Genomic DNA, 25689 nt, shown 5'->3' on the forward strand with positions numbered 1-25689 from the left:
TCAGGTGGGGTACTCGCCGAGCCAGTCGTGCTGGAGGAGGTGCTTGGGGAGGTACTCGGACTCGACGTTGATCGGCAACTTGCCGTCGTAGGCCCAGCAGGCGATGGCGAGGGGGCCGAGCGGGAGCGCACCGTCGATATGGGAGCTACGCTCCTCCGTCGCCGTCCAATAGGCGCGGTGCAGGTGAAGCGCCTCCTCAAGGGCCGGACTGAAGCCCTCAACGTCCCTGCGGACGAAGCGGTAGAAGAGGTTGATCGGCGGATAGAGGACCCCGTCGAGAAGGTCACGCGGGGCGACTGTGGCCACGTCCGGATGAGAGGCGTTGAGGGTGGCCGTGAGCTTCTCCACGAGGCCGGGGCGCTGGAGCCAGTAGGTCTGGAGGGTGTCGACCCAGTGGTAGATGTACTCGTCGACGATTCCCTCTGTCACCCGGAGCCTGTCCACGGGGATCTCGCACAGTTGCGTCATCCGGTCCGGCTCTCGGCAGATCACCGCCAACCAGAACGCGGACAGCCAGGCACCTGCGTTGGCAGTCGGCAGCGTGCCGATCGCCGGGATGCGGCGGACCCGTCGATTGATGCGGCATTCGATGGTTCCTTCGCTCACTCCCGTCGCCGCGAACAGCGCCGAACCCATTTGCATGGCGTTGACGGCCGCGTCCCAGGTCTCGGCCTTGGCCGCCGGCGGATCGACCAGACACCGGGCCCTGAGATACATAACGGCCGCCTGGAAGGTGCCATCAATGACGGCGCTTGACGTCTCAAGTTTGTCGATTCGCTTGACCAGATACTCGTTGAACTGCTCCGCATAGCGCTCCGGATCTGGCCGGTTCAGCTCATGCCGAGGAAAGTACACGGTCACCAAAGAGTCCCCTTACTGATGTCAAATCGTCGATAGCGGAGGCCATTGTACGCCCCAGCGTTTTTCTCGCCCTTGACCAGGACGTACTCCAACTTTCCTGCATCCAGCGCGTCTTCCATGCGGCTGACCAAGTCCCACTCGCCCCGATGCCTCATCTGCTCCATGATGTCATCGAAGTATTCACGACTCCCCTGAGAGACCTGCGTACCGTCGGGCAGCGTGCGTCTGCCGAGATCCGTCTCCACACTACTCTTGGCCTCGACCACGACAACTCGCCCGTCCTCGTGGGTCCAGACCTGATCGAACTGGTCGTTGCCGTTCTTCGGACCAAGAAGTGGCTCATCCGTGAAGCCCGGGTAATGTTCGGCGATAAAATGATGCCGTGCCGCATTCCCACCGAATTCCTCGGCGGCACCGATCATCTGCCTGTGAGAATCCTTGTACGCCTTGGTGGCCTCTTCCAGGCCGGCCGCCGACTCAGGAGTCCCCTGCGCACGGTGGTTTCGATCGGCCTCTGCCTTCCAGTCCGCCATTTGATTGTCTCGCTGAATCGCAGCATGGCGCCTCTCGGCAGATTCTTCCAAGATCTGTCGGCGTCTCGCGTCTGACACACTGTCTGCGCTCAACTTTTGTGAATCACCAAGATAATGCGGCTGAGGCGGCTCCGGAACGTCCTTTGCTCGAATCCAGGGAGCGTCGTCGGAAAAGCGCGTGAGCTGAGGAGGCGTGAAACCGCTCTCGTCATAGACGGAGAGGTTTTTGCGCGTGCCGTCCCTGCGGTAGTGCCGACTCAGATAGTCGGGATCGTGATTGGCCCGGTAGACCTGGATCTGCTCGATCTGTTCGCGGGTCAAGGAGCCCCTGGGTCCGTACGGGTTGGGCCCGTCACGCATGAACTCCGGGCGTCGCATCGCTTCTCGTTGGGCGGCGGCGACCTTCTCCGCCATCCCGCCGGCGCCGTCAGCCCCACCAAGGGCCGCGCCCCCGCCGCTGGAGTCACCATGGCCCCCGTTCGAGCGTGCCCCGTCGCCGGCAACATGCCCGGCCGCCGTACCGCCACCGCCAGACCCCCCGACCGTGGGCTCCCCGGCGCGCGCCCCGCCGCCGACCGTGGCGAGTTCCCGGTCCCGTGCGTGGGCCGTAACATCCGCGGCCGACGACTCCGTCCGCGGCCGTTCCGGCGGCGCGCTGGAATTCACGACCTGACCGTGCTTGTCGTACGCGATGAACTCGCCGTTCTCGACGACCACCCGGGACCCGTCGTCCAGTTCGATGACGCTGTGCAGCCGCTGGGCGTCAGCCGCGGCGGCGGAGCCCGCCGTGAGTCTGGCGGTGAGTTCGGAGAGGGTGGGTATCTTCCCTACCGCCTTGCCGGTGGCCATCGCGGTAGCGGCGATCGGGTCGATGTACAGGCCGACCTTGCCCAGGGCTCCCGCACCCCTCGCCAGGGCGCCCGCCTCGCCCGCCATACCGGCCTTCATCAGCGGACCGGCGCCCAGGGTGAGTAGGTTGAAGGAGACAGTCCCCGCGGCGCGGGCGGGGTTCTCCTCCCACTGGTCCCAGGCAAGGAACCCCTTGCCGAACTCCTTCGCCGCCTTCTTCGCCTTGATTTCCTCCGCGCTCTCCTTGTCGGGGCCGAAGACCGAGTCCATGAGCGCGTCGTACGGCTTCACCGTGTACAGGCCGATGCCTTGGACCACGTCCAGCAGCCCGCCCCATGCCTCGCTGCTCGCCTCGGCGCCGTTACCGCCAGCCAGCGTCCACAGGCCGACGACCCCGGCCTCGATGCCGTCCTTGTAGACGCCGTCCCACAGCGCGCTCTTGATTCCGTGTCCGAACCAGCCCGCGCTCCAGGCCTCGTAGTTCTGCTCGTCGACACTGCCCCAGGGCAGATTCTCGGCGCCTTCCAGCAGCTTCTTGTCGACGCCGTACGTGACGGTGTTGCGCCGGTAGAAGCCGCTGCCGTGATCCGCCACGAACTGCGGGCCGCCCACCAGCGCCGAGATCTTGTTGGCGGCGCGGCGTTCCGCCTCCTGGAAGGCAAGGTGGATGGCCGTGACCTCGTTGATCAGCTCCTCGTTGCGCCTGACCTTGTCCTCGTCCTCGGTCCAGTCGTCGTCGCCCTCGACGGAGGCTGCGAACGCCTTGGCGTCCTCCTGCAGTTCCGCCAACCGCTTGGCCAGCGGGGCCGCCTCGGCGGCGTAGGTGTCGAGCGCGTCGGCCACCGTCTCCAGCTTCGTCGCGAAGGTCTCGGCCTTGTCCTGACCGGCTGGGTGGTGGCGAACAGGTCGTCCGCCTCGGGCGCGACGTAGAAGGCCTCCATCATCTGGAAGCGGGAGTGGATGTCCGAGCCGTTGTTCCGGATGCCGGTGGCGTCCTTGCGCAGACCGGTGACGTCCCTGGCCAACTGCTCGAAGTCGCCCGTGAACTGCGGTATGCCCGCGGGGACGATCACTGCTCGCCGCCCTTCGCACCGCCGCCGCCCGCACCTTTGCCGGGCATGTCGATCTTCGGCACCGCCAGGGCGGCTTCCTGGGCGTGCGCGGCCATCTCCAGATTCCCCTGGAGATAGCACCCCATCGCCTCACGTGCGCCGTTGACCGACTTGGCGGCGCGGGCGTTCAGGAACAGGACGTCCTTGGTGGTGCTGTACACGAACGTGGAGAGCGCCGCGCCGACGGGTCCGGTCGGCGTCGACACCCCGCACGTCGGTCCGCTGACGGTCCCGGCCGACGCGACCGCGCTCTCCATGTGCTTGCCGTACGACTTGACGTCCTTCGCCATCTCGTCCATCGCGTCCTGCACGAGCGACGTCACGAACTCGACGCCGGACACAGAGATGTCCCACCCCGTCACACGTTCCCCCGGTGCACTTCTGCCTCTCGCGTCACCCGACGCGCGAAATGTCGAACATACTGTCGCAGAGAGTATTGCGACTGCAATGCGGCACACCAGGGGTTGGCGTGATCCGTACGAGGTTCAGCCGACTACGACCTGACGGCGGCCGACGTCACGAACGCCGCCCAGGAAGACACCCGGAAGACGACCACCGGGCCGTGGGGGACTTTGCTGTCGCGGACGGGGACGACGCCGGGGAGGCCTATGCCTACTTCTACGCAGTTGTTCGCGCCGCCGTCGCTGTAGCTCGACTTGCGCCAAGTCGCACCGCTGAGGTCGGGGGTGTACGTCATGGCCGGTACTCCTTCAGTACGTCCCGGATGAACGTCAGCGAGTCTGACGGGGTCAGCGCCAGATCCCGAAGGTGATCGTAGGACAAACGGTGTCGGAGGGCGTCCTCCGGATCGTCGATCAGCAGACCGCTGCTGTCGCCTTCCGTATAGGCCACGGCACTTCCGTCCGCCTGCCACAGCAAGGTCAGGGAGCCCCTGCCCATGAGTTGGTGGACCCCCGCCGCGAACGGCAGGACCTGGACGACGACATTGGGCAAGTCCGCCGTGCTCTCGATGTGGCGCAGTTGTCCCAACCAGGTCTCGGCGCTCGCGGACGGACGGCGGAAGGCGAGTTCGTCAATGATGAAGCGGACGTTGGGCGGCGAATTCCGGCGCAGCAGCAACTGCCGTCCCATGCGCGCCGCCACCTGCTCCTCGACTGCTTCCGCGTCGCGCTCCGTTGCCTGCGGCCCGGACAACACCTCGCGAGCGAAGTCCTCCGTCTGCAACAGCCCCGGGACGTCCGGCGTGTAGACGCGCATGACCCGGGCCGCCGCCTCAAGGCGCATGTACTCCTTGTACTTGTCTTTGAAAGCGTCGTACCGGGCCAGCTTCCACAACCCGACAAGCAGGTCGTCCGCTCCGTAATAGCTGTCCAGATCCTCCATCACCGTCACCTTGGACAGCCGCTCCCCCGACTCCAGTCGGCACAGGTAGCTCTTGTCGTAGCCGGTTTCCTCGGCCAGTTGGCCCAGGGACTTGCCCGCCTTCTCCCGGAGGTACCTCAGCGTGCGCCCCAGGACGGCGCGCCCCGACTCCCGTTCCCCGTCGGCCGGTTCGGCCACCTTGCTCCTCCTCGTTGTCCCGGGCCCGAGTCAACGCGGACCCTCTTCCGCAGCGTAGGCACGGGCCGTGACGATCAGGGTGCGAACAGTCATCAGTCACCCCTCGTGAGGAGCCCCCGTGAGCACCGGCCTTCGTCTTCTGCCGTGGACCACCCCGGACGGCAAACCCTGTTATCTCAGCAGCGACGGTGATCGCGGGGTGATCTCCCGGCTCGCCGACGACATCGAGGAGGCGCAGATCGGTTCGGGGCAGGACGTGCTCGGCGGTGCGCGGGCCGTTCTCGCCGACCGGGCGGCCGGTGAGCGTGCCCTGCGATTCGCGCTCACCCAGGGCCGCGGAGTCCCTGGAGGACGTGCTGCGGGTGGCTGTCAGCCGCGGGGCGCGTGTCAGAGGGCCTCACTAAGGTGATCGGCCATGGGTTTCGACACGAGTTATCACCCCGTCGACATGCGGCTGATCGAGTCGCGGCTGCTGCCGTATCTCGCGGGGCACGGGGACGACGGCGACATCGAGGACCTGGTGGAGCGGGCCGTCCGGATACGCAGGACGCGGTTCCGGGCCAAGGCATGGGCGCTTGGTGTGTCGAAGGCTGTCCCGGATGCGGGTGAGAGCGCCTTCGACTCACAACTGCATCTCTGGGGACGGCCGTTCTTCATCATCGGTGAGGGGGTGGGAAGCGTTGTCGAGGGCCTGCGGCGGTATCTGTCGGCCCCGGACCTCGACGCCGTGGACGCGATCGCCGGCGAGATGGCCGGGCGCATCGATCCCGCGCTGAGCGGGCGCGTCGAGCCCGATCCCGGCGGGCAGTTGCCGGACGACGCCGCGCTGGCCGACAGCTTCCGGCTGCCCCTGCGGATTCTGCGCGGTGCGGCTGTGGCCCTGCGGGCCGGGCAGCGGACGGTGCGGCATCCCCGGGGAGAGCGGGAGTTCGACGCCGCGCGGCTCCTCGCCCAGGAGGTGCCGTTCAATCTGCTCGACTTCGCCGCCGCCCTGCTGCCCGGCTGGATGTCCCGCGGATACACCTGGCCGACCCGGCTGTGTGCCGACGCCGGGCTGCCGGCCGAGGGGTTCACCGACGCCTCGGCGCTGACCGGGCTGTTGCGTGAGCAGTTCCCCGCGCTCGACTGGCCCGTCCTGCCCGACACCATCGTCGCCAACTACACGGTGGGCGGTCTGGTGCCCGCGCCCGACGTGCCCACGGCGCGGGCCCAACTGGCCCGGGAGCGGGCCCGCCTCGACTGCGACGGCCTCGAACTGCGCAAGCTCGACGAGGCCCTCGGGGTCGCCGAACACCTCGGCTTCGCCTTCTGCGAGGCCACCGAGATCTACAGCGGCTTCGAGGGCAATCTGAACTGATCCGGCCGACGGCCGCCGCCACCGGCGTCCGTCGTGTGCCGGGCGCCGCTCGAACGCCGTGCCCGGCACACGCCTCCCCGGCGACAGGCCTGCGTCCGGCTCAGACGCCGGCGCGGCCGTCGATGCGTTCCCTGATCAGGTCCGCGTGGCCGTTGTGGCGGGCGTACTCCTCGATCATGTGGACCAAGATCCAGCGCAGGGAGACGCTGTTGCCGCCCACATGGCGCGCCTCGTGGCCGGGGAGGTGACCGGCGTCCTCCAGGGAGGCCGACGCGATCAGCTCGCGGCCCCGTTCGACCTCCGTCCGCCAGGCCGCCGTTGCCTCCGCCAGGCCCCGGTCCGGGCTCAGGCCGAACCCGTGCCCGTTGTCCGGGCCGAACAGCGGCGGCGCGTCCTCGCCCGCGAACACCCTCCGGAACCAGTTCCGTTCCACCTCCGCCATGTGCTGCACCAGGCCCAGCAGCGTCATCGGCGACGGCTCCGCCGATGCCGTGCGCGCCTGTTCGTCGTTCAGGTCCGCGCACTTCAGGGCCAGCGTGGCGCGGTGGAAGTCCAGCCACGCCTCCAGCATCGTGCGCTCGTCGGCGTGCGCGGGCGGGATCGTCCGCCCATCGGGTGTCGTAGCCATGGCGGCACCCTCGCACACCCCACTGACACCGCAACGCGCGGAAGGCGTGGCCCTGATGCCGGTCCCCATGCCGGTGCGCCACACCGGTCCGTTCGACAGAGGCGCGGGCGAGCGCCACTCGCCGGTGGCCCCGCTCTCCGTGAGAACGAGGAAGGCGGTGGGGGCCCTCGGGCCCACCACCGCCTTCGCCGCGAACGGCAGCCCCGCGGGACGGCCACACCACCCGCCTGCGGCGGCGGTCGCGGCCGTTCCCCCCCGGGCGGCCTACTTCACGATCGTGATGCGGTTCGCCGCCGGCGGCGCGATCGGGTTCGACGCCGAGGAGTTCGCCGTCAGGTACTTCTCCAGCGCCGACAGGTCGTCCAGGCCGACGAGGTCGTTCGTGCCCTGACCCAGCGTGGGGAAGCCGTCGCCGCCGCCCGCGAGGAAGCTGTTCGTCGCGACGCGGTACGTGGCCGCCGGGTCGATCGCCGCCCCGTCGAGCTTGATGGAGCCGGTGACGACACGGTCCGCGCCCGTCTTCGTCAGGTCCAGCGTGTAGGTGAGGCCCGAGGAGACCTGGAGGACCTTCGGGGACGCGGCGTTCGCGCCGCTCACCTGCTCCTTGAGGACCTGGATCAGCTGCTCGCCCGTGAAGTCCTGCAGGTTCACGGTGTTCGCGAACGGCTGCACCGTGAAGCCCTCCGCGTACGTCACCACACCGTCGCCCTCACCGGCCTTGGCCGCGTACGTGAGGGGCGCGCGGATGCCGCCCGGGTTCATCAGCGCCAGGTCGGTCTCCGGGTCGAGTTCCTTGCCGTGGGCGAGCTGCGCGTCCGCGATCAGGTCGCCGAGCGGGGACTCGGTGCCGGTGTTGCCGATGTCGCCGGAGATGTGGCCGATGGCGCGGTTGCCGATCGGGGCGGCCAGGGTGTTCCACTTGTCGATCAGCCGCGTCATGTCGGGCGCCTTGGGGACGTCCCGCGTGACCACGTGGTTCGCCGACTTCACCGCCGTACGGGCGATGTCACCCGTCCACCGGTCGTACGTCAGCGTCGTGTCGGTGTACAGCCGCCCGAACGACGCGGCCGACGTGACCGTGCGGGGGTTGCCCGCCGGGTCGTCGATGGTGCACACGTACGGGTTGTGCGTGTGACCGGTGACCAGCGCGTCGACCTGCGGCGTGATGTTCTTGGCGATGTCGACGATCGGACCGGAGACACCGTCGCCGGCGCCCGGCGCGTCGCAGTCGTAGTTGTACGCGGAGGAGGCCGGGAAGCCGCCCTCGTGGATGAGCGCCACGATCGACTTCACGCCCTGCTTCTGCAGCACCTTGGCGTACTTGTTGATCGTCTCGACCTCGTCCTTGAAGGTGAGGCCCTTGACGCCCTCGGCGGACACGATGGCCGGGGTGGCCTCCAGCGTCACGCCGATGAAACCGACCTTGACGTCCTTCTTCTTCCACACCCAGTACGGCTTGAGGATCGGCTTGCCGGTCTTCTCGTCCAGCACGTTCGCCGCGAGGTAGGGGAAGTCGGCGCCCGTGAACTCGTCGTCCGTGTAGCAGCCCTCGGTGGGGTGGCAGCCGCCCTTCTGCAGGCGGGACAGCTCGCGCGCGCCCTCGTCGAACTCGTGGTTGCCGACGGACGTGACGTCCAGGTCGAGCTTGTTCAGCGCCTCGATGGTGGGCTCGTCGTGGAACAGGCCCGAGATCAGCGGCGAGGCGCCGACCATGTCGCCGCCGGCGGCGGTGATCGAGTACGGGTTGCCCTCGCGCGCCGTGCGCAGGTGCGTGGCGAGGTACTCCACGCCGCCCGCGTCGACCGTCTTCGTCGTGCCGTCGTGCTGCAGTTCAGTGACCCGGCCGGACGAACCGGACGGCGGCTCCAGGTTGCCGTGCAGGTCGTTGAAGGACAGCAGCTGAACGTCCTGGTAACGGCCGGGCTTGTGGGCTGCCGACCGCGGGCTCTCGTCCGCGCTCGCCGAGCCGGGCAGCGCGGCGGCCAGCGCACCGGCCGTGGCGACACCGGCTGCCGCCGCGATCAGACGGTACGTCCGACGTCTGCGGCGCGGATTCGCCTGGGATGTGGTTGGCATTCGCCCCCCTGAGGATCTGGCTGGAATGTGTGGGTCCCGTCCGGCGCAGCCTAAGGTCAACGCGCGTAGCGCGACAGTGTGTTCGTGGTTACATCCTGGTTGCTTCTTTACCGCCGCTTCGGGGGTGTCTGGCCGTACCCTCGTACGCATGACCAGCGACGACATCGCACAGCCCGGCAGCGCCCGCTCCATCGAGACCTCCGCCGCGCTCTCCCCGGAGCAGACCGAGGCCGTCCTCGGCCTGCTCGCCGAGGCCGCCCGGTACGACGGTCAGCAGGCGGTGTCCGAGCAGGGGCGGCTCCAGTTGCGCGGCGGTGAGCGCGAGGGCGTCTCCCATCTGCTGGCCCTGTCCGGCACCGAGCTCGTCGGCTATGCCCAGCTGGAGGACACCGACCCGGTGGAGCCGCCCGCCGCCGAACTCGTCGTCCACCCCTCGCACCGCGGCCAGGGGCACGGCCGGGCGCTCGGCGCGGCGCTCCTCGCGGCCTCCGGCAAGCGGCTGCGGGTCTGGGCGCACGGCGGGCACTCCGCCGCCCGGCATCTCTCGCAGGTCCTCGGGCTCACCCTGTTCCGCGAACTGCGGCAGATGCGCCGCCCCCTGGCCGGCTTGGACGCGCCCGAGCCGGTGCTGCCCGAGGGCGTCACCGTCCGCACCTTCGTCCCCGGCCAGGACGACGCCGCCTGGCTCGCACTGAACGCCGCCGCCTTCGCCCACCATCCCGAACAGGGCTCCCTCACCCAGCGCGACCTCGACGACCGCAAGGCCGAACCGTGGTTCGACCCCACCGGGTTCTTCCTGGCCGAGCGCGGCGGCGAGCTGGTCGGCTTCCACTGGACGAAGGTGCACGCGGAGGAGCGGCTCGGCGAGGTCTACGTCCTCGGCGTCAGCCCCACGGCCCAGGGCACCGGCCTCGGCAAGGCCCTCACCACGATCGGCCTGCGGCACCTGGCGGCGCAGGGGTTGCCCACGGCGATGCTGTACGTCGACGCCGACAACAAGGCGGCCGTGTCCGTGTATGAGCGGTTGGGGTTCACCACCTACGAGACGGACCTCATGTACCGGACGGAGACGTGAGGTTCCGGACCACCGCATCGCGACAGGCGCTTTCCGGATGTATCGGGCGAAGCGGTGAGTTCCGGGAACGACCGGTCTCCGCGTCCGGCACCCGTGCCGGTGCCGACGTCACCGAAAGCCCTCGGCCCGACTGAATCTCAGGCGCCGGCGCCTGCACGGTTCCGGCAAGCTCAGCGCCGTGAGGATCAGCGCCACCGCCAGCGCCGCTGCCCAACGGGCGTGCGCCGCCTCCCACTCCGGGCTGGTCCGCGCGACGAACACGCCCCACCGGTCCGGCAGGAGCGCCGCTGACACCAGCAGCGTCGGCAGCCGAACCGCGGTGGCCGTGCCCGGCGTCGCGCTCGACGTGCGGCGCACCGCGAGTGCGCGAGGGCGAGTGCCGTGGCGGCGACGGTGGCCGCCTCCAGGGTGACGGCACCTGCCGGGGGTTTGACGTCCGGCGGTATGAGGTGCGGGGCCGCCGTCCACCACACGGCGACGAACGGCACGGCGAGCCGCACACGCAGGCCGGTGCGGACCGGGCGCCCGGTCGGCACGGTGGCGGTCGTGTGCCGGGCGGAGTCGTCCAGCAGGAACGCCGGGACGAGGGCGAGACAGACCATGGCGGCCCGCAGCAGGGTGAGGGACAGCCACGGGTCGGGCCCGTCCGGCAGGAGACGGGGCACCGCGGCGAGCAGCAGCCCCGTCCCTGCGCAGGCCGTCAGGGCCAAGCGGTCGTCGGGTCGTCCTGCGCGGCCAGTGCCGGCCACATGAACGTCACGACGCGTGCGTGGCACACCTGGCTGCCGCTCGACTCGTCGCCCGCGACGAGGACCAAGGCCACGCCGACCGCGAACTCGGGGACGCGGTTGCCGCCCCAGGCGGTGCCGACGGTCACCTGTGACGGCTTCGTCAGCGGAGCGAGGGCGGCGTCCGAGCCCAGGCCGTAACGCGCCTGGACACGCTCACGGACGGTGAGGGAGCGGTCCGCCGCGCTGCCGCCGGCCAGGCGACCGGCATCGTCCTGGTCGTCGCCGCCCTGGCCACGGCCGCCGCCTTCACGCTCCTGCGCCGCCGAACCGCCTGAGGGCCACCCTCTCCACAGGTTCTCCACACACCTTTCAGTCGGAGGACCTGGGGAGGGGCCACACCCCCTGTGCCGGCACGCGTCCCCCCGCTTTCCCCTGCTTCCGCCGCTCCCCACGACCCCCGCGAGCCGCCCCCCGCTATCCCTCACGTCATGTCGCCGTAACCATCGATTCAGACGACCTTGCGACGCTCGGCAAATGACGCCCGCCGTGCCAGAGCCTTCGCCGCCTCCCGAGGGGAACGTGCGAAACGGGGACCTCCGGATCGCCACCGCGCTGCCGCGCGCGCGTTCCGACGCGCCCGTGACGCCCCACGCGCGGAACAATGGGTCCATGAGCCAGCCGAACACCCAGGCACAGGTCCAGCACGCGCAGCCCTCCGTGGGCTCCATAGCCGCGCACCGCCCGCACACCGTGGCGGCCACGGTCTCCGACCTGGAACCGGACATCGACGCCGACCTCGACGGCTACGAGGAGGCGCCGTCGGACGGCGTCCCGCTGCCGACGGGCCGGTTCCTGGACCGGGAGCGCAGCTGGCTCGCGTTCAACGAGCGCGTCCTCGAACTCGCCGAGGACCCGAACACGCCCCTGCTGGAGCGCGCCAACTTCCTCGCGATCTTCGCCAGCAACCTGGACGAGTTCTTCATGGTCCGGGTGGCCGGCCTGAAGCGCCGCATCGCCACGGGCGTGGCCACCCGCTCCGCCTCGGGCCTCCAGCCGCGCGAGGTCCTGGAGATGATCTGGGCCCGCTCCCGGGAGCTGATGGCCCGGCACGCGGCGTGTTTCCACGAGGACGTCGCCCCCGCCCTCGCCGAGGAGGGCATCCACCTGGTCCGCTGGAACGAGCTGGCGGAGAAGGAGCAGGCGCGGCTGTTCACGCTGTTCAAGCACCAGATCTTCCCGGTGCTGACGCCGCTGGCCGTCGACCCCGCGCACCCCTTCCCGTACATCTCGGGCCTGTCGCTGAACCTCGCGGTCGTCGTCCGCAACCCCGTCACCGGGCACCGCCACTTCGCGCGCGTGAAGGTGCCGCCGCTGCTGTCCCGCTTCCTGGAGGCCTCCCCCGGCCGGTTCGTCCCGATCGAGGACGTCATCGCGGCCCATCTGGAGGAGCTGTTCCCGGGCATGGAGGTGCTGGAGCACCACGCCTTCCGCCTCACCCGCAACGAGGACCTGGAGGTCGAGGAGGACGACGCGGAGAACCTGCTCCAGGCCCTGGAGAAGGAACTCATGCGGCGCCGCTTCGGGCCGCCGGTGCGCCTGGAGGTCGAGGAGTCCATCGACCGCGAGGTGCTGGACCTGCTGGTGCGGGAGCTGAAGATCAGCGAGGCCGAGGTGTACCCGCTGCCGGGCCCCCTGGACCTCACCGGCCTCTTCCGCATCCACAGCCTCGACCGGCCGGAGCTGAAGTACCCGAAGTTCATCGCCGGCACCCACCGCGATCTCGCCGAGGTCGAGTCGGCGTCCGCGCCCGACATCTTCGCGGCGCTGCGCAGCCGTGACGTGCTGCTGCACCACCCCTACGACTCGTTCTCGACGTCGGTGCAGGCCTTCCTGGAGCAGGCCGCGGGCGACCCGGACGTGCTGGCCATCAAGCAGACCCTGTACCGGACCTCGGGCGACTCCCCGATAGTCGACGCGCTCATCGACGCCGCCGAGTCCGGCAAGCAGGTCCTCGTGCTGGTCGAGATCAAGGCCCGCTTCGACGAGCACGCCAACATCAAGTGGGCGCGCAAGCTGGAGGAGGCCGGCTGCCACGTCGTCTACGGCCTGGTCGGCCTGAAGACGCACTGCAAGCTGTCCCTGGTGGTGCGCCAGGAGGGCGACACGCTGCGGCGCTACAGCCACGTCGGCACCGGCAACTACCACCCGAAGACGGCCCGCCTCTACGAGGACCTCGGCCTGCTCACGGCCGACCCGCAGGTCGGGGCGGACCTGTCCGACCTGTTCAACCGGCTGTCGGGCTACTCGCGCCGCGAGACGTACCGCCGGCTGCTGGTGGCGCCGAAGTCGCTGCGCGACGGGCTGATCTCGCGGATCAACAAGGAGGCCCAGCACCACCGTGCCGGGCGTCCCGCGTACGTGTGCATCAAGGTCAACTCGATGGTCGACGAGGCCGTCATCGACGCCCTGTACCGCGCGTCCCAGGCGGGGGTGCCGGTGGACGTGTGGGTGCGGGGCATCTGCGCGCTGCGCCCCGGCGTCGCGGGCCTGTCGGAGAACATCAGGGTCCGCTCCGTGCTCGGCCGGTTCCTTGAGCACTCCCGGGTCTTCGCCTTCGGCAACGGGGGCGAGCCCGAGGTGTGGTTCGGCAGCGCCGACATGATGCACCGCAACCTCGACCGCCGCATAGAGGCACTGGTCCGGGTCACCGACCCCGCGCACCGGGCGGCCCTCAACCGGCTGCTGGAGACCGGGATGTCCGACACCACCGCGTCCTGGCACCTCGGCCCGGACGGCGAGTGGACCCGGCACGCGACGGACGCGGACGGCGTGCCGCTGCGCAACATCCAGGAGATGCTCATAGACGCCCGGAGGCGCCGGCGTGGCAAAGCAACACCTTGACCCGACGGACCCCACGGCCTCGCCGGTGACCGGCGACGCCCTCGCGGACTACCTGCGCGGCCAGGCGACGGAGTTCCTGCGCGCCCTGCGCCTGCACCGGGAGACCGGGGGGTCGGCCGCGGCGGGCGGCGCGGAGGGTGCCGTGGATGCGGCCCGGGCGCTGCGCCGCTCGGCCCGCCGGATCAGCGGCAGCCTGCACACCTTCCAGGCGCTCCTCGACCCGGACTGGGCGGAGTCGATGCGCCCCGAACTGGCCTGGGTGTCGGGCACGTTGGCGCTGGAGCACGCGTACGCGTCCCGGCTGGAACGGCTGCTGCAGGCCCTGCACCGCCTGTCCGGGGCGGCCGTGCTCCCGGCCCAGGGGGGCGTGGCCGTGAGCGCGGTGGAACCCGGCGGCACCGGCCCGCGCCCCCACCCGTCGGCCACCGCGGAGCGCGGCAACCTCACGGTCGGCGCGGCGAAGGCGGGCGCCCTGCTCGAACGCCAGCTGACCCTCGCCCGGACCCGCGCCCACTCCACCGCCCTCCAGGCCCTGGGCAGCAGCCGCTTCCACGCGGTCGCCGACAAGGTCGCCGTACTGGCCAGCGAGGTCCCGCTCGCCGCGTCCGGGGCGAGCGCGGAGCTCGGGCCGCCGGCCGCGGCGGCCGAGGAGCGGCTCGCCGCGGCGGTCGCGGCGCTGCCGCTGGTCACCGCGGGCAGCCCGTACAACTCGGAGGCGCTGGTCCACGGCCTGTCCCCGGACCCGGCCCCGCACCCGCAGGACGCGCCCTGGCACCAGGTCCGCCTGCTGCTGCGCCTGCACCGGTACGCGCGCGAGGTGCTGCACGGCGAGTACGGCGAGGCCGCGCCCGTGGACGTGCGGCTGCTGACCGCCGGGCAGGCCCTCGACCGGCACCGCGACGCCTCGGAGGCGGCGGCCGCCGCGGCCCAGGCGGCCCGTACGCCGCGGATCGCCCCGGCGACGGCGTACGCGCTCGGCGTGCTCCACGCCGATCAGCGGCATGAAGTGGAGGCGGCACGGTACGCGTTCCAGCGCTGCTGGCAGAAGGAAGCGGTCGGCACGGCCTAGGCCGGGTCCGCGCGGCAGGCCCCACCTCGCGGGCACGTCCGGGCCGACCCGTCCGACGGGACGGCCCGGACGCGAGCACGTGAGTACGCGAGTGAGTACGAGGATTCCGGAGACGGAGGCGGTGAGCACGCGGTGAGTACGTCCGGCGACGGCACCGTTCAGGCGGCCGGGTGCGTCCTGTGGCGCCGCTCCCCGGTGCACGGCGAGCTGGAGCTCTGTCTCGTGCACCGGCCGAAATACGACGACTGGTCGCACCCCAAGGGCAAGCTGAGACCCGACGAGGAACCGCTCGCCGGCGCGCTGCGCGAGGTGGAGGAGGAGACGGGCCACGTCGCGGCGCCGGGCGCCGCGCTGCCCACGGTGCGGTACGTGACGGACGGCCGCCCCAAGCAGGTGCGGTACTGGGCGGCCGAGGCCGTGTCCGGTTCCTTCCTCCCGTCCGACGAGGTCGACCGCATCCTGTGGCTGGCCCCCGGACCGGCCAGGGCCCGGCTCACCCGGCCGCACGACCGGGACCTGGTCGACGCGCTGCTCGACGCCCTGCGTTTGGACTAGGCCATTGCCCCCGGGATGCCCGGGAAGCCGGAATCACTCCGTGTCCTCGACGTAAGCGTTCCGTTACCTCACCGCACCGTCCTCAGGGGTTCACCCCACGTTCATTTACGGCCATCGGCGGCTTCACCTGTTCTGCCTAATTTCGGCCTTAGCCGATGCGAGCCGTGCCGCGAAATCCCTCGACCACGCGTCCGCATCAAACAGACTTCGCACGCCGCCGGATTCAGGACGGCGGCTCCTGGAAGGAACTCCCTCAAGTGAAGCTTCAGCGCATGAACCGGCGGGCCCTCGCTCTCGGTGCTCTCGCCGTCTCCGGCGCCCTGGCCCTCACGGCGTGCGGCTCCGACGACACCGGTAACACCAGCGGTGACGGCTCCTCGGAAACCACCCAGGCCGGCAACATCGACTGCGGCGACGCCAAGGGCCAGCTGCAGGCGTCCGGCTCCTCCGCGCAGAAGAACGCGATCGACGCGTGGATCAAGCAGTACACGGCCAGCTGCAAGGACGTGCAGGTCAACTACCGTCCTGACGGTTCCGGCGCCGGCATCACCGCGTTCACCCAGGGTCAGACCGCGTTCGCCGGCTCCGACTCCGCGCTGGACCCGGAGGAGATCGAGGCTTCCAAGAAGGTCTGCAAGAGCGGCCAGGGCATCGACCTGCCGATGGTCGGCGGCCCGATCGCGGTCGGCTTCAACGTCCCGGGCGTCGACACGCTCAACCTGGACGCCGCCACGCTGGCCAAGATCTTCGACACGCAGATCAAGAAGTGGAACGACCCGGCCATCCAGAAGCTGAACCCCGAGGCGAAGCTTCCTGACCTGCAGATCCAGGCCTTCCACCGCTCCGACGAGTCCGGCACCACGGACAACTTCACCAAGTACCTGAAGGCCGCCGCGCCGAAGGACTGGAAGTACGAGCCCGAGAAGGCGTGGAAGGCCAAGGGCGGCCAGTCCGCCAACGGTTCCTCCGGCCTGGCGCAGCAGGTCAAGGCCACCTCCGGCGCGATCGGCTACTTCGAGCTGTCCTACGCCAAGGACGGCATCAAGACGGTCGACATCAAGACCGAGGCCGCCGAGCCCGTCAAGGCCACGGTGGAGAACGCGACCGCCGCCATCGGCGCCGCGAAGGTCGTCGGCACCGGCAAGGACCTGGCGCTGGAGCTCGACTACACGCCGTCCGCCGACGGCGCGTACCCGATCGTCCTCGTGACGTACGAGATCGTCTGCGACAAGGGCAACAAGGCGGACACCCTGCCCGCCACCAAGTCCTTCCTGAACTACATGGCCTCCGAGGACGGCCAGAACCTGCTGGCCGACGCCGGCTACGCCCCGATGCCCACCGAGATCATCACCAAGGTCCGCGAGACCATCTCGGGCCTGAGCTGACCTGAGTTGCGGTCCGGCCCGCCAGGGCCGGACCGCACCGTCCGGTGCACCGCCGCCAGGAGCGCGCGACCCGCGTGACTCCGCAGACCGGAGAACTCAATGGACATATCGACACAGAAAACCATCGCACCCCCACCCGTGCAGCCCAGCACCGCCGAGCAGAAGCGCGCCGCACGCGGCGCCACCCGCCCCGGTGACCGGGTCTTCGTCGGCCTCTCCCGCGGGTCCGGCATCCTGGTCCTGGTGATCATGGCCGCCATCGCGGCCTTCCTGACCTACCGGGCCGTCCTCGCCATCAGCAAGGACGAGGCCAACTTCTTCACCAGCTTCGAGTGGAACCCGAGCGGCACCCCGCCGGAGTTCGGTATCGCCGTCCTGGTCTTCGGCACCGTCGTGTCGTCGATCATCGCCATGGTCATCGCGGTCCCGATCGCCGTGGCCATCGCGCTGTTCATCACGCACTACGCCCCGCGCAAGCTGGGCGGCACCATCGGCTACGTCATCGACCTGCTCGCCGCCGTGCCGTCCATCGTCTACGGCCTGTGGGGCGCCCTCGTCCTGGTCCCGAACCTCAACGGCCTCTACGGCTGGCTGGACGCGTACCTCGGCTGGACCGGCGTCCTGGAGTGGAACGGCGGCGCGCCCCGCTCGCTGTTCACTGTCGGCATCCTGCTCGCGGTCATGATCCTGCCGATCATCACGAACGTGAGCCGTGAGGTCTTCCGGCAGGTCCCGCAGATCCACGAGGAAGCGGCCCTGGCTCTCGGCGCCACGCGCTGGGAGGTCGTCCGCCTGACCGTGCTGCCGTTCGGCCGCTCCGGCGTCATCTCCGCCTCGATGCTCGGCCTCGGCCGTGCCCTCGGCGAGACGATGGCCGTCGCGATGGTCCTCTCCCCGAGCTTCGACATCCCGGCCAGCCTGCTCGACCCGGGCGGCGGCACCTTCGCCCAGAACATCGCCAGCAAGTTCAACGAGGCCACCACCATGGGCCGCGACGCCCTGATCGCGTCCGGTCTGGTGCTCTTCGTCATCACCCTGCTGGTCAACGGCGCGGCCCGCCTGATCATCGCCCGCCGCAAGGAGTACTCGGGGGCCAACGCATGAGCAACGCAACCGTCACCGAAGAGCGCAGCGCCCTGCGCGGCGCGACCCTGCCCAAGTGGTTCCCCTGGGCGCTCGCCGCGGGTTCCGTCGGCGTCGGCCTCGGCATCAGCGCCGCCGCCGGGCTGGACAGCAACATCCAGTGGGGCCTGATCGCCGCACTCGCCTTCGTCCTCGGTACGTACGGGATCTCCGCGTCCGTCGAGAGCCCCCGGCAGGCCAGGGACCGCATCGCGACCAGCCTGGTCTGGGTCGCGTTCATCATCGCCCTCGTGCCGCTCGCCTCGCTGATCTGGGAGACCGTCAAGCAGGGCGTGAAGGTCCTCGACGGCTACTTCCTCACCCACTCGATGGGCGTCGTCGCCGACACCGAGCCCGGCGGCGGTATCTACCACGCGCTGCTCGGCACGCTGCAGCAGGTCGGCCTCGCCACCCTGGTCTCCGTCCCGGTCGGTGTGCTCACCGCGATCTACCTCGTCGAGTACGGGCGCGGCAAGCTCGCCAAGGCCGTCACCTTCTTCGTCGACGTCATGACGGGCATCCCGTCGATCGTCGCCGGTCTGTTCATCCTCAGCCTGTGGATCGTGATCCTGGGCATGGGCTACTCCGGCTTCGCCGGCTCGCTCGCCCTGTCCATCCTGATGATCCCGGTGGTCGTCCGCTCCACCGAGGAGATGCTCAAGCTCGTCCCGAACGAGCTGCGCGAGGCGTCGCTGGCGCTGGGCGTGCCGAAGTGGCGCACCATCCTGAAGGTGGTCCTGCCGACGTCGATCGGCGGCATCACCACCGGTGTGATGCTCGCCATCGCCCGTATCACCGGCGAGACCGCGCCCGTACTGCTGCTGGTCTGGGGTACCAACTTCATCAACGCGAACCCCTTCTCCGACCCGCAGGCCTCGCTGCCGATGTACATCTACCTCCAGTACGCGAACAGCGGCGGTTCGGGTGCGGCCTACGACCGTGCCTGGGCGGCGGCACTGACGCTCATCGCGTTCATCATGATCCTCAACCTGGGGGCCCGCGGCATCGCCCGCTGGAAGGCCCCGAAGACCGGTCGCTGACGCGGCCAAGGACGAACAGTCAGCGACTCGGACTCGAAAGAAGCAGTGATTCACCATGGCCAAGCGCATTGATGTCAGCGGCCTCAACGCCTATTACGGTTCCTTCCTCGCCATCGAGGACATCTCGATGACGATCGAGCCCCGCTCCGTGACGGCCTTCATCGGCCCGTCCGGCTGCGGCAAGTCCACGTTCCTGCGGACGCTGAACCGCATGCACGAAGTCACGCCGGGCGGACGCGTCGAGGGCAAGGTCATGCTCGACGACGAGAACCTGTACGGCACCGGGATCGACCCGGTCGCCGTGCGGCGTGAGGTCGGCATGGTCTTCCAGCGGCCGAACCCGTTCCCGACGATGTCGGTGTACGACAACGTGGCGGCGGGGCTGCGGCTGAACGGCAAGTACAAGAAGTCCGAGCTGGACGACGTGGTCGAGAAGTCGCTGCGGGGCGCGAACCTCTGGAACGAGGTGAAGGACCGTCTGAACAAGCCGGGGTCCGGCCTGTCCGGTGGTCAGCAGCAGCGGCTGTGCATCGCCCGGGCGATCGCGGTCGAGCCGAACGTCCTGCTCATGGACGAGCCCTGCTCCGCCCTTGACCCGATCTCCACTCTGGCCATCGAGGACCTGATCGGTGAGCTGAAGGAGCGCTTCACGATCGTCATCGTGACGCACAACATGCAGCAGGCGGCGCGGGTGTCCGACCGCACGGCGTTCTTCAACCTGGCGGCCGTGGGGCAGCCGGGCAAGCTGATCGAGATCGACGACACGGAGCGGATCTTCTCCAACCCGTCGGTCCAGGCGACCGAGGACTACATCTCCGGCCGCTTCGGCTGATCGGCCAACGCCGGTCCGGCGACGCCGGTTCGACGGTGTCGGTCGGCGGTGTCCGTTCGGCGGTGTCGGCCAACGGCGCGATCCGACGGCGCGAGACTCCTCGCGGTGCTGCATGGCGGTGCCACCGCGAGGCCAAAGGGCCCGCCCCTGGCTCCCGGGGGCGGGCCCGCGCCGTGCCTCCGGCGGTGGGGCGGGGTGCCTGCGGCGGCCTCCGGCGGTGGGGCGGGGTGCCTGCGGCAGCCTGTGCGGGGTGGGTGGTGGCGGAGCGGGTGCCTGCGGCGGCCTGTGCGGGGTGGGTGGTGGCGGGTGTGGTGCCTGCGGCGGCCTGTGCGGGTTCGGTGGGGGCGTGCGTTGCGCTGTCGGTTCGGTGGGTGGGTCGGGGCCGCGCCGGGGGGTGTCCGTCCTCGGAACGGCGCGAAATCGGTCACTTGAAAACGCCCCGGCGTTGACGCGCCAACCGCTGCGGGCGGACACCCCCCGACACGTCCCCTTCCCGCCGTACGCGGCTGCGGGTCCGTCACGCCGCGGGCAGTCGTGCCGCTGGGGCGGCACGGGTGGGCGCGGGCGGCAACCCCGCAGCGCCGGGCCGCGCGAACCCCCTGCGGTCAGCGCAACGCCGCCCCGCCCCCCCCACGACGTACAACACCCGGCGTCCAGAAGGGCGCCGGGTGTGTAAGGAGACTCGGGGACTACAGAAACGCCAGGTTCACGATCCAGTACGCGACCGCCGCCACCGCCGCCGCCGCCGGCATCGTGATGAACCAGCCCAGGATGATGTTCTTGGCGACACCCCACCGCACGGCGTTCACCCGCTTCGTCGCCCCGACGCCCATGATCGCCGACGTGATGACATGCGTCGTGGAGATCGGCGCCTTGAACAGGAACGCCGTCGCGAACATGATCGACGCACCCGTCGTCTCCGCGGCGAACCCCTGCGGCGGATCCAGCTCGATGATCTTGCGGCCCAGCGTCCGCATGATCCGCCAGCCACCGGCGTACGTACCGAGCGACAGCATCACCGCGCAGGCGATCTTCACCCAGATCGGGATGGGATCGCCGTAGTCCTCGACGTCGGCGATGACGAGGGCCATCACCACGATGCCCATCGTCTTCTGCGCGTCCTGCAGACCGTGGCCCAGCGCCATGCCCGCCGCCGAGACCGTCTGCGCTATACGGAACCCCCGCTTCGCCTTGTGCGGGTTGGCCCGGCGGAAGATCCACATGATCGCCGTCATCACCAGGTAGCCGACGAGGAGGCCGACGACGGGGGAGATGAACATCGGGATGACGATCTTCTCCAGCACCCCGTGCCAGTACACGGCCGTGCCGCCGGCCAGGGCCGCGCCCACCATGCCGCCGAACAGCGCGTGAGAGGAGGAGGACGGCAGTCCGAAGTACCAGGTGATCAGGTTCCAGGTGATCGCGCCCACGAGTGCCGAGAAGAGGATGCCCATCCCCGTCGAGCCCTCGGGCGTCTCGATCAGCCCTTCGCTGACCGTCTTGGCGACACCCGAGCCGAGAAACGCGCCGGCGAGGTTCATCACCGCGGCCATCGACAGCGCGGCCCGCGGCGTCAGCGCGCGCGTGGACACGGACGTGGCGATCGCGTTCGCCGAATCGTGGAAGCCGTTGGTGTACGTGAAGAAGAGCGCGACCCCGATGGTCACGACCAGAGCGAAGGTGTCCATGTACGGGTCAGGACTCCTTGACGGCGATGGTCTCCACCGTGTTCGCCACGTGCTCGAAGGCGTCCGCCGCCTCCTCCAGCACGTCCACGATCTGCTTGAGCTTCAGCACCTCGATCGCGTCGTACTTGCCGTTGAAGAGGTGGGCGAGAAGCTTGCGGTGGATCTGGTCGGCCTGGTTCTCCAGGCGGTTGACCTCGATCCAGTACTCGGTCAGGTTGTCCATGGTGCGGAGGTTCGGCATCGCTTCGGCCGTCAGCTCGGCCGCCCGGGCCAGGACCTCGATCTGCTGCTCGACGCCCTTCGGCAGTTCCTCGACGTTGTAGAGGACGACGAGGTCGACGGCCTCCTCCATGAAGTCCATGATGTCGTCGAGGGACGACGCGAGGGTGTAGATGTCCTCACGGTCGAACGGCGTGATGAACGAGGAGTTCAGCTGGTGGAAGATCGCGTGCGTTGCGTCGTCACCCGCGTGTTCGGCGGCCCGCATACGCTCTGCGATCTCGGCCCGGGCGGAAGCGTCCGCCCCGAGCAGTTCCATGAGGAGTTTCGAGCCCGTGACGATGTTGTCCGCGGATGCGGCGAACATGTCGTAGAAGCTCGTCTCCCTGGGGGTCAGACGAAAGCGCACGTGGGGTCCTCGGGATGCATCGGTTTCGGTCAGGCTGATGCTAGGCGCATCATCCGGCCACGGCTATCGGGCCGCCCACCAGTGTCGCCCATCAGGCACAGTGATGAGCAGGGGGGCGGCAGGCGCACTGCGGACCGGCCTCCGCGCTCGGCGTCGGCCAAGAGGTCTCTACCCAGGAAGTTCGCTACCATATACCCACTAGGGGTATATGTCCGCCATCCGCTCACCAGGAGGACGCGATGACGACCACCGAGGCCGGCGCCGGTGCGCCCTCCGCACCGGAAGTAACGGAAGTACCGGACGAAACAGGCGTCTTGACCGACCACGACCGCGGCGTGCACGGCTATCACAAGCAGAAGGACGAGCACCTCAAGCGGCTGCGCCGCATCGAGGGCCAGATCCGGGGCCTGCAGCGGATGGTCGACGAGGACGTCTACTGCATCGACATACTCACCCAGGTCTCCGCCTCCACCAAGGCCCTGCAGTCCTTCGCGCTGCAACTGCTGGAGGAGCACCTGCGCCACTGCGTCGCCGACGCGGCCGTCAAGGGCGGCGCCGAGGTCGACGCGAAGGTCGAGGAGGCCACCAAGGCGATCGGGCGGCTGCTGCGCACCTGAGCGGGGGCGGAATCCGGCCAGAAACCGGGCGGGGGCGGTTTCCGGTCACTCGGCGGTGGCGCGGGCCCGCTCCTCGGCCACCTTCAGGACCTCGTCGATGCTCTCCAGGCTGAGCCGCTCCTCGTGGGCGGCCGAGGCCGCGATGATCAGCTCACCGCAGAGCTCGATCTCGGCGAGGGCCACGTGGTCCTGAACTGCCGTACCGCCGACCGGAGCCACGCGCATCACCTCGTCTCTGCCGTCACCGGCTTCCTAGAGTAGGGAGCGGTCCGCGCGCCGCGCATGGCACGGAAGGGCTAGTTCTTGACGCCCGTCAGGCTTGCACGTGGCCTTCCTCACTCCTCGGCGATCCGGCCGGCGTAGATGTCCTCGTCCTCCGGCAGCCGTACGCGCACGGGCGTGCCGAAGTCGAACAGCAGGGTCGTGGAGGCGACGGCGACGGGCCCCTTCTGGCGCCCGTTGACGAAGCTGAACCGGTGCCGGACCTTGCGGATGCGGCCCTCGTCGTCGAGATAGGCGTCGAACGGGACGTCGGTCGTGGCGAACCCTTCGGCCGCCGCCGCGAGCGCCTGCCGGTTGGCCGTCGTGGCCCTCCGCGCGGCCACCGCGAGATCGGCCGTCCCCCGGTAGTGCCGCACCTGCGCCCCGGCGACCTCGGTGGGCCCGACGTACGTCGCCCGCCGGGTGCCGCGCAGCACCTCGGCCGCGACGAACGGGTCCGTGGCACCGCCGGTGACCAGGTTCCCGTCGGACAGCGTGGCCGTGTCCACCCGCACCCACTTGTCGGCGGGCACCCCGGCACCGCGGTTCTTCATGAACAGGGCGCCCGGCGCGAGGAGTTCGGTGATCGGCCGCCGCGGGCCGGCCGGGTCCTGCGGCAGCAGCACCCGCAACCGCCCGAGCTGCCTGCGGTAGTCGTACACGCCCTCGCCGCGGATGGTCACCCGCGTGCCGCCGGTCGCCATCTCCATCGACGTGCGGGCCTGCGAACTGCCCGCCTCGGCCAGCCGGTCCGCCGCCCGGTGCAGCACCTCCACGGCATCGCCCTTCGGCGCGTCGTCGGCGGCGGCCCGCGGACCGCCGGAGCAGCCGCCGGCGCCGAGACAGACGCAGCCCACGAGACCCACCGTGACGAACGCCCCGCCCATCCGCCTGCGCCGCCGCCCAGCCATCGTCTGCCTACCCCCAACCGCCGCCGTCCGTCCCGGGCCCTTCGTCGTTCCGGTTAACGACGGGTAGGGAACCCCGTCACGCGCCCGTGTACGAGCCCGCCGCCCGACACCGCTACCGTGGAACGCGTGACGCAGCAGGACGGGCTCGAACCTTCCGGGGACACGGCACAGCACCGGACCACCACGGTCGAACAGGGGCCGTTCTGCGTGGCCCGCTGCTCCTGCGGCTGGCGCGGCCCCGCGCGCCGGGCGCGCAGTCTGGCGCGGGCGGACGCGGAGGGGCACACGACCGGCTGAGCACGCCGGGCGCACGCCGTGGAACCCCGGCACCCGCCGCCCCGTCTCGTTCCACGGGACTCCCGGGAGGCGCACATGGACCGGCGTACGTTCATCTCGGGCGGTGCGGTGGCCGCCGCGGCGGTCGTCGCGGGCGCCTGCGACGGCGGCGGGTCCGGCACGGCGCACGCGGGCCCCGGGGCCGCCTCCGCTTCCCGCACACCGCCGCGCCCGACGGTCACGGCCGCCGCCGACTGGTCGGCCCTCGCCGGTGACCTCGACGGCACACTGGTGCGGCCCGGCGACGCGGACTGGACGACGGCCCGGCAGCTCTACAACACCCGCTTCGATGGCCTGAAACCCGCCGCCGTCGCCTACGTCGCCCACCCGGACGACATCCGCACGACCCTGGCGTACGCCCGCGCGCACGGCCTGCGCGTCGCCATCCGCAACGGCGGTCACTCCTACGCCGGCTGGTCCTCGGGCAACGGCCGTCTCGTCGTGGACGTCTCCCGGCTGGCCCGGATCAGGGCGAGCGGCGGCGAGGCGGTCGTCGGCGCCGGGGCCAAGCTCATCGGCGTCTACCGGGCCCTCGCCGCCAAGGGCGTGACCGTCCCGGCCGGTTCGTGTCCCACGGTCGGCGTCTCCGGACTCGCCCTCGGCGGCGGGCACGGTGTGGTCTCCCGCGCGTACGGCCTGACCTGCGACAGCCTGACGCGGGCGACGCTGGTCACCGCGGACGGCAGGCAGCTCACCGCCGACGCGACCGAGCACCCGGACCTGTTCTGGGCGCTGCGCGGCGCCGGCAACGGCACCTTCGGCGTCGTCACGGAGCTGCGTTTTCGCACCAGTCCCGCGCCGCAGGGCGTGACGGCGTACCTGACCTGGCCCTGGCCGAAGGCCGCCGAGGTGGTGCGGGCCTGGCAGGAGTGGGGTCCCGGGCAGCCGGACGAGATCTGGTCGTCGCTGCACCTGGCGAGCACCGCCGACGGCACCCCGGCGGTCTCCGTGAGCGCGTTCTCGCTCGGCACCCACGGCGAGCTCCAGAACGCGGTGGACCGGCTCGCCGACCGGATCGGCGCCTCGGCGAGCGGCGTTTCGCTGCGACGCCGCTCGTACGAGGAGTCGATGGAGGTCTACGCCGGCTGCTCGTCGTTCGCGGCCGACGCCGCCTGCCATCTGCCGGGCCGCACCCCGGGCCGCACCCCGCAGGGTTCGCTGGGTCGGGAGACGTACGCGGCACGCTCGGACTTCTACGACCGGTCGCTGCCGGCGGCGGGCATCCGCGCGCTGCTCTCGGGCATCCGGTCGGTGCGGGGCGGGGCGGGCAGTTTCTCGCTGACGGCGCTGGGCGGCGCCGTGAACCGGGTCTCCCCGACGGCCACGGCGTTCGTGCACCGGCGGTCACGGATGCTGGCCCAGTACATCGCGGCCTGGCGGCCGGGCACCTCGGGCGCGACCGCCCAGGCCTGGCTGACGGAGGCTCACCGGGCCATGCGGCCCTACGCGTCGGGCGCCGCGTACCAGAACTACCCGGACCCGACGCTCGCCGACTGGCGCACGGCCTACTACGGGGACGCGGCGCCGCGCCTGGCCCGGCTGAAGCGGCAGTACGACCCGCACCGCTTCTTCAGCCACCCGCACGCCCTGTAGGCGCCGCG

24 protein-coding genes and 2 pseudogenes are annotated in these 25689 nt (G+C 70.4%); 13 read left to right on the forward strand and 13 right to left on the reverse strand.

Annotation, left to right across the window (positions count from 1 at the left end):
• The 5 genes from QC282_RS19265 to QC282_RS19285 all read right to left on the reverse strand — a co-directional run bounded on the left by QC282_RS19265 (window position 1) and on the right by QC282_RS19285 (window position 4876).
• Complete coding sequence (locus QC282_RS19265) at window positions 1–861, reverse strand: immunity 49 family protein (protein WP_279550727.1); 861 nt, start codon at window positions 859–861, stop codon at window positions 1–3.
• The gene (locus QC282_RS19270) at window positions 858–3086 is read right to left on the reverse strand and encodes a hypothetical protein (protein WP_279550728.1); all 2229 of its coding nucleotides are present in this window, start codon (window positions 3084–3086) and stop codon (window positions 858–860) included. The genes QC282_RS19265 and QC282_RS19270 overlap by 4 nt, the downstream gene beginning before the upstream one ends.
• 226 nt (window positions 3087–3312) lie before the next feature.
• On the reverse strand, window positions 3313–3717 hold the full coding sequence (locus tag QC282_RS19275; RefSeq protein ID WP_279550729.1) for a DUF6507 family protein: 405 nt from the start codon (window positions 3715–3717) through the stop codon (window positions 3313–3315).
• 131 nt (window positions 3718–3848) lie between these two features.
• On the reverse strand, window positions 3849–4052 hold the full coding sequence (locus QC282_RS19280; protein WP_279550730.1) for a DUF397 domain-containing protein: 204 nt from the start codon (window positions 4050–4052) through the stop codon (window positions 3849–3851).
• Complete coding sequence (locus tag QC282_RS19285) at window positions 4049–4876, reverse strand: helix-turn-helix transcriptional regulator (RefSeq protein ID WP_279550731.1); 828 nt, start codon at window positions 4874–4876, stop codon at window positions 4049–4051. The genes QC282_RS19280 and QC282_RS19285 overlap by 4 nt, the downstream gene beginning before the upstream one ends.
• A gap of 118 nt (window positions 4877–4994) precedes the next feature.
• Here QC282_RS19285 and QC282_RS19290 point away from each other — a divergent pair.
• Window positions 4995–5280, forward strand: a pseudogene (locus QC282_RS19290) (hypothetical protein).
• Window positions 5281–5291: 11 nt separating this feature from the next.
• A complete protein-coding gene (locus QC282_RS19295) occupies window positions 5292–6233 on the forward strand; it encodes a hypothetical protein (protein ID WP_279550732.1) in 942 nt (313 codons plus the stop codon).
• A 100-nt stretch (window positions 6234–6333) separates the two neighbouring features.
• On the opposite strand, the gene QC282_RS19300 is transcribed toward QC282_RS19295, so the two are convergent.
• Together QC282_RS19300 and QC282_RS19305 are read right to left on the reverse strand one after the other, a co-directional pair.
• Window positions 6334–6861, reverse strand: coding sequence for a DinB family protein (locus QC282_RS19300; protein ID WP_279550733.1), 528 nt, complete (start codon window positions 6859–6861; stop codon window positions 6334–6336).
• Between the two features lie 264 nt (window positions 6862–7125).
• Window positions 7126–8937 (reverse strand): bifunctional metallophosphatase/5'-nucleotidase, encoded by a 1812-nt coding sequence (locus tag QC282_RS19305; RefSeq protein ID WP_279550734.1) that lies wholly within the window; start codon window positions 8935–8937, stop codon window positions 7126–7128.
• A gap of 148 nt (window positions 8938–9085) precedes the next feature.
• Between QC282_RS19305 and mshD the strand changes: the two genes are divergently transcribed.
• Entirely contained in the window at window positions 9086–10012 is a 927-nt protein-coding gene (gene mshD / locus QC282_RS19310) for a mycothiol synthase (protein ID WP_279550735.1), read from the forward strand.
• A 185-nt stretch (window positions 10013–10197) separates the two neighbouring features.
• On the opposite strand, the gene QC282_RS19315 is transcribed toward mshD, so the two are convergent.
• Both QC282_RS19315 and QC282_RS19320 read right to left on the reverse strand, forming a co-directional pair.
• A complete protein-coding gene (locus QC282_RS19315; RefSeq protein WP_279550737.1) occupies window positions 10198–10722 on the reverse strand; it encodes a hypothetical protein in 525 nt (174 codons plus the stop codon).
• A gap of 8 nt (window positions 10723–10730) precedes the next feature.
• A pseudogene (locus QC282_RS19320) lies at window positions 10731–11000 on the reverse strand (ABC transporter permease); the annotation flags it as partial.
• A 412-nt stretch (window positions 11001–11412) separates the two neighbouring features.
• Between QC282_RS19320 and QC282_RS19325 the strand changes: the two are divergent.
• From QC282_RS19325 to pstB, 7 genes are all read left to right on the forward strand, one after another.
• Window positions 11413–13644, forward strand: coding sequence for an RNA degradosome polyphosphate kinase (locus QC282_RS19325; RefSeq protein ID WP_279550739.1), 2232 nt, complete (start codon window positions 11413–11415; stop codon window positions 13642–13644).
• On the forward strand, window positions 13625–14713 hold the full coding sequence (locus QC282_RS19330) for a CHAD domain-containing protein (protein WP_279550740.1): 1089 nt from the start codon (window positions 13625–13627) through the stop codon (window positions 14711–14713). Before QC282_RS19325 ends, QC282_RS19330 begins: the two co-directional genes overlap by 20 nt.
• A gap of 132 nt (window positions 14714–14845) precedes the next feature.
• Complete coding sequence (locus QC282_RS19335; protein ID WP_279550741.1) at window positions 14846–15268, forward strand: NUDIX hydrolase; 423 nt, start codon at window positions 14846–14848, stop codon at window positions 15266–15268.
• Window positions 15269–15525: 257 nt separating this feature from the next.
• Window positions 15526–16653 (forward strand): phosphate ABC transporter substrate-binding protein PstS, encoded by a 1128-nt coding sequence (pstS, locus tag QC282_RS19340; RefSeq protein WP_279550742.1) that lies wholly within the window; start codon window positions 15526–15528, stop codon window positions 16651–16653.
• A gap of 99 nt (window positions 16654–16752) precedes the next feature.
• Window positions 16753–17757: a phosphate ABC transporter permease subunit PstC gene (gene pstC, locus QC282_RS19345; protein WP_279550743.1), complete on the forward strand. Its 1005-nt coding sequence runs from the start codon at window positions 16753–16755 to the stop codon at window positions 17755–17757.
• The gene (gene pstA, locus QC282_RS19350) at window positions 17754–18815 is read left to right on the forward strand and encodes a phosphate ABC transporter permease PstA (protein ID WP_279550744.1); all 1062 of its coding nucleotides are present in this window, start codon (window positions 17754–17756) and stop codon (window positions 18813–18815) included. The genes pstC and pstA overlap by 4 nt, the downstream gene beginning before the upstream one ends.
• A gap of 55 nt (window positions 18816–18870) precedes the next feature.
• Window positions 18871–19647, forward strand: a complete 777-nt coding sequence (pstB, locus tag QC282_RS19355; RefSeq protein ID WP_279550745.1) for a phosphate ABC transporter ATP-binding protein PstB — start codon at window positions 18871–18873, stop codon at window positions 19645–19647.
• 689 nt (window positions 19648–20336) lie between these two features.
• On the opposite strand, the gene QC282_RS19360 is transcribed toward pstB, so the two are convergent.
• Window positions 20337–21335 carry an inorganic phosphate transporter gene (locus QC282_RS19360; protein WP_279550747.1) on the reverse strand — a complete coding sequence of 333 codons (999 nt, stop codon included), beginning with the start codon at window positions 21333–21335 and terminating at the stop codon, window positions 20337–20339.
• Between the two features lie 7 nt (window positions 21336–21342).
• A complete protein-coding gene (locus tag QC282_RS19365; RefSeq protein WP_189421789.1) occupies window positions 21343–21963 on the reverse strand; it encodes a DUF47 domain-containing protein in 621 nt (206 codons plus the stop codon).
• A 239-nt stretch (window positions 21964–22202) separates the two neighbouring features.
• Between QC282_RS19365 and QC282_RS19370 the strand changes: the two genes are divergently transcribed.
• A complete protein-coding gene (locus tag QC282_RS19370; protein WP_279550748.1) occupies window positions 22203–22580 on the forward strand; it encodes a metal-sensitive transcriptional regulator in 378 nt (125 codons plus the stop codon).
• A gap of 45 nt (window positions 22581–22625) precedes the next feature.
• Here the strand turns inward: QC282_RS19370 and QC282_RS19375 are convergent, their stop codons facing one another.
• On the reverse strand, window positions 22626–22805 hold the full coding sequence (locus QC282_RS19375) for a hypothetical protein (protein ID WP_279550749.1): 180 nt from the start codon (window positions 22803–22805) through the stop codon (window positions 22626–22628).
• 110 nt (window positions 22806–22915) lie between these two features.
• A complete protein-coding gene (locus QC282_RS19380; RefSeq protein ID WP_279550750.1) occupies window positions 22916–23752 on the reverse strand; it encodes a hypothetical protein in 837 nt (278 codons plus the stop codon).
• A gap of 126 nt (window positions 23753–23878) precedes the next feature.
• Between QC282_RS19380 and QC282_RS19385 the strand changes: the two genes are divergently transcribed.
• Both QC282_RS19385 and QC282_RS19390 read left to right on the forward strand, forming a co-directional pair.
• Window positions 23879–24049, forward strand: coding sequence for a hypothetical protein (locus tag QC282_RS19385; RefSeq protein ID WP_279550751.1), 171 nt, complete (start codon window positions 23879–23881; stop codon window positions 24047–24049).
• 75 nt (window positions 24050–24124) lie between these two features.
• Window positions 24125–25681 carry an FAD-binding oxidoreductase gene (locus QC282_RS19390; RefSeq protein WP_279550752.1) on the forward strand — a complete coding sequence of 519 codons (1557 nt, stop codon included), beginning with the start codon at window positions 24125–24127 and terminating at the stop codon, window positions 25679–25681.
• Window positions 25682–25689: the final 8 nt, after the last annotated feature.

This window comes from Streptomyces sp. DH24, assembly GCF_029813775.1.
GTDB lineage: Bacteria > Actinomycetota > Actinomycetes > Streptomycetales > Streptomycetaceae > Streptomyces.

Excerpts from the sequence above, each read along its gene's own strand:
- QC282_RS19280 (WP_279550730.1), bottom strand. The coding sequence starts at position 4,052 with ATGACGTACACCCCCGACCTCAGCGGTGCGACTTGGCGCAAGTCGAGC.
- QC282_RS19295 (WP_279550732.1), top strand. The coding sequence starts at position 5,292 with ATGGGTTTCGACACGAGTTATCACCCCGTCGACATGCGGCTGATCGAG.
- QC282_RS19300 (WP_279550733.1), bottom strand. The coding sequence starts at position 6,861 with ATGGCTACGACACCCGATGGGCGGACGATCCCGCCCGCGCACGCCGAC.
- QC282_RS19305 (WP_279550734.1), bottom strand. The coding sequence starts at position 8,937 with ATGCCAACCACATCCCAGGCGAATCCGCGCCGCAGACGTCGGACGTAC.
- mshD (WP_279550735.1), top strand. The coding sequence starts at position 9,086 with ATGACCAGCGACGACATCGCACAGCCCGGCAGCGCCCGCTCCATCGAG.
- QC282_RS19325 (WP_279550739.1), top strand. The coding sequence starts at position 11,413 with ATGAGCCAGCCGAACACCCAGGCACAGGTCCAGCACGCGCAGCCCTCC.
- pstC (WP_279550743.1), top strand. The coding sequence starts at position 16,753 with ATGGACATATCGACACAGAAAACCATCGCACCCCCACCCGTGCAGCCC.
- pstA (WP_279550744.1), top strand. The coding sequence starts at position 17,754 with ATGAGCAACGCAACCGTCACCGAAGAGCGCAGCGCCCTGCGCGGCGCG.
- pstB (WP_279550745.1), top strand. The coding sequence starts at position 18,871 with ATGGCCAAGCGCATTGATGTCAGCGGCCTCAACGCCTATTACGGTTCC.
- QC282_RS19360 (WP_279550747.1), bottom strand. The coding sequence starts at position 21,335 with ATGGACACCTTCGCTCTGGTCGTGACCATCGGGGTCGCGCTCTTCTTC.
- QC282_RS19370 (WP_279550748.1), top strand. The coding sequence starts at position 22,203 with ATGACGACCACCGAGGCCGGCGCCGGTGCGCCCTCCGCACCGGAAGTA.
- QC282_RS19375 (WP_279550749.1), bottom strand. The coding sequence starts at position 22,805 with ATGCGCGTGGCTCCGGTCGGCGGTACGGCAGTTCAGGACCACGTGGCC.
- QC282_RS19380 (WP_279550750.1), bottom strand. The coding sequence starts at position 23,752 with ATGGCTGGGCGGCGGCGCAGGCGGATGGGCGGGGCGTTCGTCACGGTG.
- QC282_RS19390 (WP_279550752.1), top strand. The coding sequence starts at position 24,125 with ATGGACCGGCGTACGTTCATCTCGGGCGGTGCGGTGGCCGCCGCGGCG.